The sequence below is a fragment of the Rhizobium sp. 768_B6_N1_8 genome (genome assembly GCF_051811225.1).
Lineage (GTDB): Bacteria > Pseudomonadota > Alphaproteobacteria > Rhizobiales > Rhizobiaceae > Rhizobium.
The window spans coordinates 270,914-284,422 of sequence record NZ_JBPWPV010000002.1; the positions used below are offsets into that span (position 1 = coordinate 270,914).

The 13,509-nt window shown below is 60.3% G+C and carries 12 protein-coding genes; 7 read left to right on the plus strand and 5 right to left on the minus strand.

From position 1 onward, the window contains the following. Window positions 1–11: 11 nt before the first annotated feature. The 5 genes from AB8B33_RS25505 to AB8B33_RS25525 all read right to left on the minus strand — a co-directional run bounded on the left by AB8B33_RS25505 (window position 12) and on the right by AB8B33_RS25525 (window position 5,318). A complete protein-coding gene (locus tag AB8B33_RS25505; RefSeq protein WP_439017494.1) occupies window positions 12–854 on the minus strand; it encodes a DeoR/GlpR family DNA-binding transcription regulator in 843 nt (280 codons plus the stop codon). Between the two features lie 133 nt (window positions 855–987). Beyond that, window positions 988–1,935, minus strand: coding sequence for a D-ribose ABC transporter substrate-binding protein (locus tag AB8B33_RS25510; RefSeq protein WP_113324600.1), 948 nt, complete (start codon window positions 1,933–1,935; stop codon window positions 988–990). 109 nt (window positions 1,936–2,044) lie between these two features. Next, window positions 2,045–3,097, minus strand: a complete 1,053-nt coding sequence (locus AB8B33_RS25515) for an ABC transporter permease (RefSeq protein ID WP_439017495.1) — start codon at window positions 3,095–3,097, stop codon at window positions 2,045–2,047. Window positions 3,098–3,120: 23 nt separating this feature from the next. After that, entirely contained in the window at window positions 3,121–4,665 is a 1,545-nt protein-coding gene (locus tag AB8B33_RS25520; protein ID WP_439017496.1) for a sugar ABC transporter ATP-binding protein, read from the minus strand. Next, the gene (locus tag AB8B33_RS25525) at window positions 4,662–5,318 is read right to left on the minus strand and encodes a DUF2291 domain-containing protein (protein WP_113324597.1); all 657 of its coding nucleotides are present in this window, start codon (window positions 5,316–5,318) and stop codon (window positions 4,662–4,664) included. Before AB8B33_RS25525 ends, AB8B33_RS25520 begins: the two co-directional genes overlap by 4 nt. Before the next feature lie 804 nt (window positions 5,319–6,122). Here AB8B33_RS25525 and AB8B33_RS25530 point away from each other — a divergent pair. The 7 genes from AB8B33_RS25530 (at window position 6,123) to derI (ending at window position 13,295) form a co-directional block, all read left to right on the plus strand. Beyond that, complete coding sequence (locus AB8B33_RS25530) at window positions 6,123–7,694, plus strand: FGGY-family carbohydrate kinase (protein ID WP_439017497.1); 1,572 nt, start codon at window positions 6,123–6,125, stop codon at window positions 7,692–7,694. A 35-nt stretch (window positions 7,695–7,729) separates the two neighbouring features. Continuing rightward, window positions 7,730–9,241: a glycerol-3-phosphate dehydrogenase gene (locus tag AB8B33_RS25535; RefSeq protein WP_439017498.1), complete on the plus strand. Its 1,512-nt coding sequence runs from the start codon at window positions 7,730–7,732 to the stop codon at window positions 9,239–9,241. Window positions 9,242–9,251: 10 nt separating this feature from the next. Beyond that, window positions 9,252–10,184 (plus strand): sugar phosphate isomerase/epimerase family protein, encoded by a 933-nt coding sequence (locus AB8B33_RS25540; protein WP_439017499.1) that lies wholly within the window; start codon window positions 9,252–9,254, stop codon window positions 10,182–10,184. Window positions 10,185–10,252: 68 nt separating this feature from the next. Continuing rightward, complete coding sequence (locus tag AB8B33_RS25545; protein ID WP_439017500.1) at window positions 10,253–11,188, plus strand: sugar-binding transcriptional regulator; 936 nt, start codon at window positions 10,253–10,255, stop codon at window positions 11,186–11,188. Between the two features lie 96 nt (window positions 11,189–11,284). Beyond that, window positions 11,285–12,061: a DeoR/GlpR family DNA-binding transcription regulator gene (locus AB8B33_RS25550; protein ID WP_439017501.1), complete on the plus strand. Its 777-nt coding sequence runs from the start codon at window positions 11,285–11,287 to the stop codon at window positions 12,059–12,061. Next, window positions 12,058–12,843: a triose-phosphate isomerase gene (locus tag AB8B33_RS25555; RefSeq protein WP_439017502.1), complete on the plus strand. Its 786-nt coding sequence runs from the start codon at window positions 12,058–12,060 to the stop codon at window positions 12,841–12,843. Before AB8B33_RS25550 ends, AB8B33_RS25555 begins: the two co-directional genes overlap by 4 nt. Next, a complete protein-coding gene (derI, locus tag AB8B33_RS25560) occupies window positions 12,840–13,295 on the plus strand; it encodes a D-erythrulose-4-phosphate isomerase (protein ID WP_439017503.1) in 456 nt (151 codons plus the stop codon). Before AB8B33_RS25555 ends, derI begins: the two co-directional genes overlap by 4 nt. Window positions 13,296–13,509 lie beyond the last annotated feature (214 nt).

Genomic DNA, 13,509 nt, shown 5'->3' on the forward strand with positions numbered 1-13,509 from the left:
GGGCGGTCCGGTCACATGCGCCCGTTGCCCGTCCTGGCAATCACGACATTGATATCCCTGGAGCGCATCCGGTCGATGTGAACGGGGAGGGTCTTGTCGTCGACGATGACGACGTCGAATTCATCGAGCGCCGCGAAGCTGTGAAGCGCGCGCCGTTCGAATTTGGTGTGGTCGGCAAGCAGGATGCGTTTGACAGAACAGTCGAACATGGCGCGCTTGGTATCGACGGTCTCGGGCGATTGATGCAGCACGATGCCGTCGTTAATGGCCGACATGGAAATAAATGCGATATCCGCCCGCAAGCCCCTGATCTCGTTGATCGTCATGCGTCCCATGAAGGCATTGCACCAGTTGTAATACTGGCCGCCGAGCGCGAGCAGGGTGACGTCGTGCATGCCGGTCAACGCGTTCATCAGCGTCAGCGAATTGGTGATGGCGGTGATCGGCACCTTCGAGGAGAGATGCGATGCCATCTGCAGGACAGTCGTGGAATCGTCGAAAAAGATAGCCTGTCCCGGTTCGACGAACTGCATGGCAGCCTCGGCGATCACTTTCTTTTCCGCCGACTGCCGGCTCGAGCGATAGACATCGCTGGATTCGATAAGGTTGGTGGCAGCCGCCGTGACGATGCCGCGTGTCTTCCGGAAGATCCCGCGGCTCACGAGCTCATCCACATCGCGATGCGCCGTCATCAGGCTGATGCCAAAACGATCGGTCAGATCCTCGATCCGCATCGAACCCTCGCTCATGACGGCCTCCGCGATCATACGCCGGCGCGCGACCTGGCGTGTCTGACGGCTGTCGCTGGTCAGCTGATCCAACAGCTCATCGCCCTGATTGGTCTTCTGTGTCACGGGTCACCCTTGTCGCTGAATTCCATATCCCAGCTTCGTATAGTGATTGCCATGCCAAGGCAAAGAAGGCGAAAGCGGCTTGATGCGGTCGAAAAGGTCAAGGAGGGCGCCCGGTCGAGCGCCCTCTTTCTCATTACTGTGACAGAACGAACGGGCCGGTGTACTTGTCGATATTGTCCTTGGTGATCAGGAGGCAATCGAACAGCTGCTTTTCGCTCTTGGCGCCGGTGCTGCCCGTCTTGATGACGTTATCAGCCTGCTTGACGGCTTCCTCGGAGAAGACGGCGACGGGCTGCAGGACGGTATATTGCAGTTCGCCCGCCTTGATCGCGGCGACCGCATCCGGCGAACCGTCGAAGCCGCCGACCTTGATGTTGGCGAGCTTGCCGGCTTCCTTCAGTGCCGCGATGGCGCCGAGCGCCATTTCGTCATTGCCGGAGATTACGCCGATAATGTCGGGATTGGCCTGCAGCATGGACTGCATCTTGTTGTGACCCTGGGTGCGGTCCCAGTTGGCAACTTCCTTGGCGACCTTCTGGAGATCGGGGTACTGGGTCAGAACGGTCTCATAGCCGTTCGAGCGCGTGGCGGCATTGTTGTCCGACGGGGCACCGAGGAGCTCGGCATACTTGCCCTTGTCACCGACCGCTTCGACCCACTGCTGCGCACCGATTGCGGCACCCTGGGCGTTGTTCGAAACGAGCTGCGCCTTGGCGAGGCCTTCCTGGTTGATCTCGGCATTGACGAGGATGACCGGGATACCTGCGGCAACTGCCTTCTTGACCGCGCCGATGGAACCATCGGCATTTGCCGGGTCAAGAATGATCGCGACCGACTTGTTGGTGATGGCGGTATCGATCATGTTGCTTTCGGTGTTGGTGTCGCCCTTATGCGCACTGACCGAGGCGGTGTAACCGAGCTTTTCGGCTGTCGCCTTGGCAACGTTGCCCTCCGTCAGCCAGTAGGGGTTGGACGGATCATTGACGATGATCGTCATCTGGCCTGCCGCCCAGGCGGAGCTGACGAGGATCGGGGCGACAGCCGCGGCTGCCAGAAGAATGCGCATGCCTTTCTTAAACATAGTCTCTCTCCCATTTGTGAGTTCAGGTGCTGCCGGAAACCGGCGGTGCTTTCCGCGATCGGCCTTCTGGAATTCCATTTGCCTTCGCGGATAAGTTCTGTTGCGGACGTCAGGACGATTTTGCCCGGCGCCCGTATTGGATGCTGTTCATGAGGACAGCGAGGACGATGACTGCGCCAGTGAAGACGGTCTGCCAGTAGGCCGAGACGCCGATGATGACGAGGCCATCCGACAGGAAGCCGATCACAAAGGCGCCGAGCATCGTGCCGCGCACCGTGCCGCGCCCGCCCGTCAGCGCCGCACCGCCGATGACGACTGCCGCGATTGCCGTCAATTCGTAGGTCGTGCCGGCCGTTGGGCCGGCGGAGGTCAGCTGCGACGACAGGACCAGGCCAGCAATTGCCGCGCAGACGCCCGAGAGGACATAGACGATAATCTTGACGCGCTTGACCGGCACGCCCGAGAGATCGGCCGCACGCTCGTTGCCGCCGGAGGCATAAAGCCAGCGACCAAAGGCCGTGCGGCTAAGGACGATGCCGCAGATGATCGCGAGCACGGCGAGCACGATGACGCCGATCGGAATGCCCGCGAGACGGTTGAAGCCGAGCCAGTCGAAGCCGGTATTGCCAAGCTCCGGACGGCCGCCGAGATTGTTGTAGGTGAGGCCATTGGTCATCAGCAGCGCGATACCACGGGCGACGTAGAGTACGCCAAGCGAGGCGACGAAGGCCGGAACCTTCAAGTAGGCGACCAGCACGCCATTGACCGCGCCGACGACAGCGCCGAGGGCGCAGGTAATGACTACCACGGCCCAGACCGGCGGATAAAGAATGACGCCAAACGAACTCAGCGTCACGCCCTGCATGAGGAAGCCGGCAATGCAGCCGGCAAGCCCGAGCGTCGAGCCGACCGAAAGATCGATGCCACCATTCAGGATCACCAGCAGCATGCCGATCGCCAGGATGCCGAAGATGGCAACATGCGAGGCCATGGTCAGGAAGTTACTGAGGCTGAAGTAATAGGGTGACAGGAACGAGAAGACGGCGATGATGACGATCAACGCGAAGAAGGCGCGGCCTTCCAGGATAAGGCGCACGAGGTTGGTGTTGCGCTTCTGCCCATGCGACACTGACTTCTTTTCGGTGATGTTCGTGACTGACATAATCAGTGCTCCATAATTCCGGGCTAGTGCGCGACCACAGCTTCGCCTGAGGCGGCCATGATCTTTTCCTTGGTGACGTCAGCGCCGAATTCAGCCGAGATCCGGCCGCGATGCATGACGATGATGCGGTGCGCGATGCTCAGGCATTCGTTGACCTCGGAAGTCGAGTAGATGACAGCGAGACCCTGCCGGGCACGTTCGGCCAGCAGCTTGAAGACTTCCGCCTTGGCGCCGATGTCGATGCCGCGGCTCGGCTCGTCGAGAAGAATGACCTTCGGGTCGGTCGCCAGCATCTTGCCGATAACCACCTTCTGCTGGTTGCCGCCCGACAGCGAGCCGATGGCGGCCTCTCCTCCATCGGTCTTGACGCGGACTTTGCGAATGGAGGCATCAACAAGCTCGCGCTCGCGACGGCCGGATGTGAACAGTCCCTTGGTAAAGGCGCCGATGCTGGCAAGCGACAGGTTGGAACCGACCGTCATTGTCTGGACGAGGCCATCGCGCTGGCGATCCTCTGGTACCAGCACGAGGCCGCTTGCGATGCGTCCGGCGATGCTCAAATGCGCGACATCCTGGCCCTCAAGCCGAATGGCGCCGCTGCTTGCACGCAACCGTCCGGCCACGCATTCCAGAAGCTCGGTGCGTCCGGCGCCCATCAGGCCGTAGATGCAGACGACCTCCCCGGCACGCACGTCCAGCGAGAGACGGTCGACGGAATTGAAGGCCGATCCGGAGGGGCCTGGAACCGTCAGATTATCGATCGACAGCGCAGCCTTGCCGAATTCATAGCCTTCGGGCGGATTGCCGAGATCGAAATTGTCACCCACCATGTTGCGGACGATCCATTCGAGATCGATGTCCTTGCGTTGCGCGTAGGCCGTCATGGTGCCATCACGCAAGACGACGGCGTGATTGGTGATCTGCAGGGCTTCCTCAAGGTGATGTGAGATGTAGACGATCGACACGCCGCGATTCGTCAGATCGTGGATGACCTTGAAAAGCACTTCGACTTCAGCTGCGCTGAGCGCCGAGGTCGGCTCATCCATGATCAGGATACGAGAATTGACGGAAAGCGCTCTGGCTATTTCGACGATCTGTTGCTGGCCGAGACGCAGATCTTCCACCTTGGTCAGTGGATCGATCTCCTCTTCCAGTTCTTCCATCAAAATGCGCGTCTGGCGCTCTTCTTCCGCGAAATCGACCACGCCGCCCTTGATGATCTCGCGGCCCATGAAGATGTTGTCCCGCACGCTGAGATTAGGCGCGAGGCTGAGCTCCTGGTGAATGATCGAGATGCCGCATTCGCGGGCATGGGTCGAAGAGCTGAAGCTGATCGGCGCACCGTCAAGAATGATTTCGCCCGACGTCGGCTGGACGACGCCGGAAAGGATCTTCATCAGCGTCGATTTGCCCGCCCCATTCTCACCGAACAACGTGGTGATCTGGCCGCGATGGATATCGAAATTGACGCCCTTGAGGGCATGCACGCTGCCATAGGATTTGGCAATATTGCGGGCAGCCAAGACGACCTCGCCAAGGACTTCGGGTGTGGAAATCGGCTCGCTCATTTGACGTCGACCTTGACCGGGGTTACGAGCCAGTTTTTCGGGTTGATGAGTTTGAAGACGCCGACGACGGTTGCCGTTTTGCCATCGAGCTGGTCCGGATCAAGGCCGGCGAATACGGCTTTCTTCATCTCGTTATTGATGGCCGAGCCGGCATCCTGATACTGAATCTGATTGGTGAACTGACCGAATTCGATCGTGCCTGTGGCATCGCGGAGGTCCGTGCCATTGACCGCAGGGCCGGTCTGGACACGGACCACCGTCTCGGGAGGCAAGCCGTCGATCTTCATTTCGTTGGTATTGGATTTGCGCGCGCCGAAGGTGCCGTTCAAGGTCACTGGGATGACCGGACCGGTGCTCGTGGCAACGCCGTATTTCTCGCCGGCAGCCTTCTTGTCCGCCACGATCGCCGTCGCCAGCTCTGACGCAGCCACGGCCCTCTTTTCGACGTCCGCCTGGATCTTCGGAAACTGCTCGGCGCCGAAGGTTTCCGGAGAAAAGGCCTGCTGCCGCACATCGCTCTCCGAGCCGATCTTGACGACCTTGGTGTCGAGCGCGATTGCGCCGATGACCACGATTGCCGCAATGGCACTAACGATGATCTTCAAGTTGCCTTTGCCTGGCGCGGATGCTGCATGAGCGGGCTGAGTATTCATTGCTGACGACCTTTGCGGCTGGTCGGATTACGTCGGGAGGATGAACCTGGCGAAAGCCTCGCGGCTGCTTCATCGAAGACGGGGCGCTTCGAAAACCGCATCGAGGTGCGGAAACCTGCCGAGCCTAGCGGCGTGATGATGAGCGGGAAAAATGCACATCTGAACCTCCTCCATGTCGGACCGGCGCTTGTCTCCTCCAACCGCCTGGACCGCAATTCCTCTCAGCAGCGATGCCTGCGTGATAGGTAAATGGTGTTTATGCCAAAAATCATGTTATCAAATTGTCCGTCTGTCAACAGGCGTTTTGTGAATTGGCGCTGACAACATAACATTCAAAATGTGCTTGCCGCGACGAGAAGGCACCTGATCTTATGCGTGCGCACCGGCTGGGAAGGTGTTCATTCGCCGAAATGCACGGAACTATATAATTGATTTAAAAGGAAAAATTAATTTTTAGTAAGCTCTCATGGCATGCAGCTGCCGCCGCAAATCGCTGAGGCTGTCACCAATGCTCGTCGCGTTGGTTGGTTATATTTTATCTGAAAAAAATTTCATTGCGAGAAAAATCTTACTGGAAGAATGATATCTTTGTGTTATATTTTTATGAGGCTTATGGGAGGTTTTGAAAAGGATCGGGTCTCAAGCTCTCGGAGCGCGATCTGCGCGCCAGCTGACTTGCCCGTGAATTCGAAATGTGGTCGCTTGCGCCCTTTGCTGGCGGTGCCGACCGGGAGGATATGAGACATGAAATCGACGCGCGTTTTGCCCCTCGTGACGCTCGACGTGATTGCCGGATAATCCGCGATGGACGTCAGCCAACAGGTCATCATCGGTATCGATGCGGGAACATCGGTCATCAAGGCGGTCGCCTTCGACCTTTTCGGCCGTCAGATCGCGGCCGCATCCGTTCGCAACAAATATTCAAGCGGCAGCGATGGTTCGGCCACGCAATCGCTCGCGCAGACCTGGGAGGATTGTGTCGGTGCGCTTCGCGGCCTTGGCGGGAAGGTCGAGGATCTTGCATCGCGCACCGCGGCGATCGCGGTGACGGGGCAGGGGGACGGAACATGGTTGGTGGGTTCCGGCAATCTGCCTGTCGCCGATGCCTGGCTCTGGCTCGACGCGCGTGCCGCGCCGACCGTGGTGTCACTTGCCGGCCAGGAAACAGACAGGGCGCGTTTCGAGCAGACGGGCACGGGACTGAATACCTGCCAGCAGGGCGCGCAGCTCGCTCATATGGATCGGGTGGCGCCGGAGCTTCTGGACCGGGCGGAAACGGCGCTGCACTGCAAGGACTGGCTCTACCTCAATTTTACCGGTGTGCGGGCGACCGACCCTTCGGAGGCAAGCTTCACCTTCGGTGATTTCAGGACGCGGCGATATTCGCCTGTTGCCATCGACGCGCTCGGGTTGACGCATCGCCGCGCGCTTCTGCCCGATATTGTCGATGGAACAGAAATCAGCCATCCGCTGACGGCGGAAGCGGCGCGGGCCTGCGGCCTGCTGGCCGGTACGCCGGTCAGCCTCGGTTATGTGGACATGGTGATGACGGCGCTCGGCGCCGGTGTTCGCAGCGGTGGGCGCAACGCAGCCTGTTCGACGATCGGTTCGACTGGCGTGCATCTGCGCGCAAAGCCGGTGGCCGACGTTCATCTCAACCGCGAGGGCACTGGATACGTCATCGCCCTGCCGATCCCGGGCACCGTTACCCAGGTGCAGACCAATATGGGTGCGACGATCAATATCGACTGGCTGCTGGAGATGGCCGCTTATCTGATGGCGGAGGCCGGAAAGCCTGTCACCCACGCCGAGCTCGTCGCCAGGATCGACCGCTGGTTTTTCGAAAGCCAGCCCGGATCGGTCGTCTATCATCCCTATATTTCCGAGGCCGGAGAACGTGGCCCCTTCGTCAATGCGCGGGCCCGGGCAGGCTTTTCTGGTCTTTCGGTTCGCCACGGGTTTCCAGACCTCGTTCGCGCGGTTGTCGAAGGTCTGGCGCTGGCGACGCGCGATTGTTACGCCGCCATGGGTGATATGCCGGAAGAGCTGCGCGTCACCGGCGGCGCCGTGCGTTCTAGCGCGCTGCGACGCTCCCTGACCGCGTCACTCAAGGCGCCGATCCGCCTGTCCCGCCGTGAAGAGACCGGAGCGGCTGGCGCCGCCATGATGGCTGCTGTGGCGATCGGCGCCTACAAGACAATGGACGACTGCATCGCCGACTGGGTCACGCCGCTGCTCGGCGAAGCCGAGGAGCCGATCGGCGAGGAAGCCGCCCGCTTCGATCTGCTTTATTCCGCTTATGCCGATATCCGAAGGGCCATGCCCGCCGCCTGGGAAACACTGGCCCGAGCCGCGGCGATGCCGCCCGCAAAATGAATCGCTGATGCAAAAGGCATCCGAGGGAGCATGACATGACCGAACCCCAAATCCTGGATCTTTTCGTCATCGGCGGCGGTATCAACGGCGCGGGAATTGCGCGCGACGCCGCCGGGCGCGGCTTGAAAGTCGCCTTATGCGAAAAGGACGACCTGGCTCAGGGCACCTCCTCCCGCTCGGGCAAGCTCGTGCATGGCGGCCTTCGCTATCTGGAATATTACGAATTCCGCCTAGTGCGGGAGGCGCTGATCGAACGCGAGGTGCTGCTCAACGCGGCCCCGCATATCATCTGGCCGATGCGTTTCGTGCTGCCGCACAGTCCCGAGGATCGCCCCGCCTGGCTCGTCCGGCTCGGCCTCTTCCTTTACGATCATCTCGGAGGTCGCAAGAAGTTGCCTGGCACCCGCACGCTCAATCTGCTGCGTGATCCCGAAGGTACGCCCATACTCGATCAATATACCCGCGGTTTCGAATATTCGGATTGCTGGGTGGATGATGCCCGCCTCGTCACCTTGAATGCGGTGAGCGCGGCTGAGAAGGGTGCCCTGGTGCTTACCCGCTCGCCGGCGGTGTCGGCGCGCCGGGAAAACGGCCAATGGACGATCACGACAAAAAGCAGCACGAGCGGCGAGACGCGGACCTTCCGTGCCAAATGTCTCGTCAATTGCGCCGGCCCGTGGGTCACCGACATCATCAACCGCGTCGCCGGCTCCAATTCCAGCCGCAATGTGCGTCTCGTCAAGGGCAGCCACATCATCGTGCCGAAATTCTGGGCTGGCTCCAATGCTTACCTGGTTCAAAACCACGACAAACGCGTCATCTTCATCAACCCTTATGAGGGCGACAAGGCGCTGATCGGCACGACGGACATCGCCTATGAAGGCCGGGCTGAGGATGTGGCGGCCGACGAGGCGGAAATCGACTATCTGCTGAAGGCGGTGAACCGATATTTCAAGGAGAAGCTGCGCCGTCAGGATGTGCTGCACAGCTTCTCCGGCGTGCGCCCGCTGTTTGACGACGGCAAAGGCAATCCTTCGGCGGTGACTCGCGACTACGTGTTCGATCTTGACGAGACCGGGGGAGCGCCGCTTCTCAATGTCTTCGGCGGCAAGATTACGACATTCAGAGAGCTTGCCGAACGTGGCATGCAGCGCCTCAAACACGTTTTCCCGAACATGGGCGGCGATTGGACGGAAAAGGCGCCGCTGCCGGGTGGAGAGATGCCCAATGCCGACTACGAGACCTTCGCCAACAGCCTGCGTGACACCTATCCGTGGATGCCGCGAAAACTCGTCCATCACTATGGCCGTCTCTATGGCACGCGCACGAAGAACCTGGTGGCCGCGGCAACGGACCTGCAAGGCCTCGGGCGTTATTTCGGCGGGCAGCTTTACGAGGCGGAAGCCTGTTATCTCGCCGCCACCGAATGGGCGGAGACGGCCGAGGACATCCTCTATCGCCGCACCAAGCACTACCTGCATCTGAGCGAGGCAGAGCGGGCAGCCTTTGCCGACTGGTTTGCTTCATCCCATCTTGCCGCCGCCTGAGGAGGCCTTGATGCCGCTTTCGCTTTCGCTGAACACCAATCCGCTGGTGAACCGTTTTGCCGACCCGGACGACCTGATCGAGACGGTGGCTCGGGACCTGCGCATCCGCGACCTCCAGCTGACGCATGAATTCATCAATCCGAGCTGGCAGGCCCCGGTCATCCGCCGTCTGACCCGCCAGATGAAAGCAGCGTTGGAGCGCACCGGCGTTCGCGTTACCTCGGGCATGACTGGACCTTATGGACGGCTGAACCATTTCGGGCACCCGGATGCCGAGGTCCGCCGCTATTACGTGGATTGGTTCAAGACCTTCGCCGACATTACCGCTGATCTCGGCGGGCATTCCGTCGGCACGCAATTTGCGATCTTCACCTACAAGGACTTCGACGATGCAAGCCGGCGCGAGGAATTGATCAAGATCGCTATCGACTGCTGGTGCGAAGTCGCAGAGCATGCCAGGGCCGCTGGTCTTTCCTATGTCTTCTGGGAGCCAATGAGCATCGGCCGCGAATTCGGCGACACGATCGAATCCTGCCTTGCGTTGCAGGCACGACTGACTGCCGCCGATATGGCGGTGCCGATGTGGATGATGGCGGATATCGACCATGGCGACGTCACGTCCGCCAATCCCGACGACTACGACCCCTATGCCTGGGCGCGGGCCGTACCGAAGCAGTCGCCGATCATCCACATCAAGCAGAGCCTGATGGACAAGGGCGGCCACCGGCCGTTCACAGCGGAATTCAATGCCAAGGGCCGAATTCAACCCGCTCCGCTGTTGGAAGCTTTCGCGGCAGGCGGCGCCGATGAGAATGAGATCTGCCTCGAACTTTCCTTCAAGGAACGTGAGCCGAACGATCGCGAGGTTATCGCGCAGATTGCCGAAAGCGTCGCCTTCTGGGCGCCGCATATCGACACCGGCGCCGCAGACTTGAAGATATGATCCGGCGATTTACAAAGGCTGGTCGTTATCAGGCGGCATAGCCGTCGAAGAATGGGAAGGATGCGGCGATGACGGATGCCGATGATACGCTTGCCGTGCGGGCCGCCTGGCTTCATTACGCCGGCGGACTGACGCAGTCTGACGTTGCCCGGCGCCTTGGCATTCCCTCGGTCAAGGCGCATCGACTGATTGCGCGGGCTGTTGCCGATGGCGTCGTCAAGGTCACGATCGACGGCGATATCGTTGAATGCGTCGAACTGGAGACGCGGCTCGCGGAGCGCTTCGGATTGCAATATTGCGAGGTCGCGCCCGATCTTGGCGAAGAGGGCCTGCCGCTGCGCGCGCTCGGTCATGCGGGAGCTGGCTATCTGAAGCGCGAGATCGAACACGGTAACCACTCGGTCATTGGCCTTGGCCACGGCCGTACGCTCTCGGCTGCCGTTCAATATATGCCGCGGACGAATGCCAAGTATATGCGCTTCGTTTCCCTGCTTGGCGGCCTCACGCGAAACTACGGCGCCAATCCCTATGACGTCATGCACCGTATCGCGGAAAAGACGGGCACACATGCCTATGTCATGCCGGTTCCCTTCTTCGCCAACACTGCCGAGGATCGGGAGGTGCTCAGGGCGCAACGCGGCGTCAAGGAAGTGTTCGATCTCGCCAATGACGCCGACCTGAAGCTCGTCGGCTTGGGGACAGTGGACGCCGAGGCCCAGCTGGTGCTCTCCGGCCTGGTCGAGCCGGGTGAGATCGAGGACATCGCCGCCGCCGGTGGCGTCGGCGAAATCCTCGGCCACTTTTTCAATGCGGATGGCCAGATCCTCGATACGGCTCTGACCGGTCGCACGCTTTCGGCCTCCTTTCCGACGACGACAAAGGAGCGCCTCGTGGCCCTGGCGGGCGGGCAGGCCAAGGTGGCCGCGATACGGGCCATCCTGCGCAGCCGCCGTCTTCACGGGCTCATTACTGATGAACGGACCGCGCGTGCGCTCTTGGATTGATGATTTCTGCCACATGTCTCAGCGCATAATCACACTGTGTAGTGTTGAAATTAACATTTTAGATGTTACATTGTTATTGAACTGGGATTGAGACGTATGAAACGGGAAGAGCGCCAGCAGCTGATCGTCAATCTGCTCGTTGAGGGCAAGACCGTCGAAGTGGACGACCTTGCCGAACGGTTTTCCGTCTCCAAGATGACCATTCACCGCGATCTCGACGACCTCGAACAGGCAGGTGTGCTGCGTAAGGTGCGCGGTGGCGCGACGATCGATGCCGGAACGCAATTCGAGAGCGATTTTCGCATTCGTGAACGTCAGGGCGGCGAAGCCAAGGTTGCGATGGCGCAGGAAGCGCTGGCCCTGGTCGAACCTGGCATGACGGTCATGGTCAATGACGGCTCGATGGCCGCGGTACTCGGCGAGATGCTGCTGCGTAAGCGGCCGCTGACGGTGATTACCAACAACGCAGCGATCATGGAGCGGTTGAAGGGTGAAAACGGCATAACCCTGATTGCGCTCGGAGGCATCTATTCCGCGAAATTCAACGCCTATCTCGGCGTCGTGACAGAAGAAGCGCTGTCACGCCTGAGGGCGGATATCGCTTTCATTTCGACGCCGGCGGTCAGCGGCAGGCTCGCCTATCACATGGACGACAATGTCGTTCGCGCCAAGCGAGCGATGATCTCGTCTTCGGCCAGAAGCTGCCTCCTGGTCAACCACCAGCGCATCGGCCACACGGCGTTGCATGTCATGGCGGACCTTGCTGATTTCGACACTATTATCACCGATAGCGCGCCGACGGCCGCTGTTCTCAACGAATTCGATCGGGCGGGCATCAAGCTCACCATCGCTCCAGCACAGGATCAGGCATGACGGAGAAACCGCGCTTCTGGATCGGCACCAGCTGGAAGATGAACAAGACGCTCGCGGAGGCCGAGCATTTCGCCCGCGGCCTCGCGGTGGCTGACGCTGCGCGCGAACCTGTCATCCAGCGCTTCGTGATCCCGCCGTTTACAGCCGTGCGGGAGGTCAAGCGCATGCTTGCAAAGACCTCCGTCAAGGTCGGTGCGCAGAACATGCATTGGGCGGATCAGGGCGCCTGGACAGGTGAAATCTCCCCCTTGATGCTGAAGGATTGCGATATCGATATCGTCGAGCTTGGGCATTCCGAGCGGCGCGAGTTCTTCGGGGAGACGGATGAGACGGTCGGGCTGAAGACGGAGGCGGCGGTTCGTTATGGCCTGATCCCGCTTATCTGCATCGGCGAAACCCTTGCCGACCGGGAGAGCGGAAAAGCCGCGGAAATCCTTGCGGTCCAGGTGCATGGGGCGCTTTCGAAGCTTTCCGACGAGCAGAAATCGGCGGAAATCCTCCTTGCCTATGAGCCCGTATGGGCGATCGGCGAAAAAGGCATTCCGGCAACGGCGGATTATGCCGATGCACGCCAGGCCGAGATCATCACGGTCGCGGAAGGAGCGCTCGGGCGGAAAATCCCCTGCCTCTACGGCGGGTCGGTCAATCCACAGAACTGCGAGGAACTGATTTCGAGCCCGCATATCGACGGGCTCTTCATCGGCCGTTCCGCTTGGAACGTCGAAGGTTATCTCGACATCCTTTCGAAATGCGCCGCCAAACTCCAAGGAGAAAGACAATGAAGCTTGCAATTGCTGGAGACAGCGCCGGCGAAGGTCTCGCCAAGGTGCTCGCCGAACACCTCAAGGATCGGTTCGACGTCCATGAGGTGTCGCGCATCAAGGACGGGCTCGACCCGTTCTATGCTAACCTTTCGGATCGCGTTGCCTCGGGCGTGATCGATGGCACCTATGACAAGGCAATCCTGGTTTGTGGCACCGGCATCGGCGTCTGCATCTCGGCCAATAAAGTGCCTGGCATCCGTGCTGCTCTGACGCACGACACCTATTCGGCCGAGCGTGCTGCTCTTTCGAACAACGCGCAGATCATCACGATGGGCGCGCGCGTCATTGGACCTGAGCTCGCAAAGTCGATCGCCGACGCATTTCTCGCTCAGACATTCGACCAGAACGGCCGTTCGGCCGGCAATGTCTCCGCGATCGATGAGCTCGACGCAAAATACAGCGCGCGTTGAGAGCGTCACGCAAGCGGCCGGCTATCCGCCGGCCGCTGCGAGCGCATCAGCGTCGTCATCACTATCAACCTCAGCTTCAGGCGATGGCTGCGGTCGTGGTAGGGCCGGGTCTATCAAGTCCTTTTCGCCGTTAGAATCTCTCCTGCGGACGAAATCTTCTCGCCGGTCTCCGCGGTGTCGCGCCCGACCCAAAGTCGCCCCGATCTATTGAGAG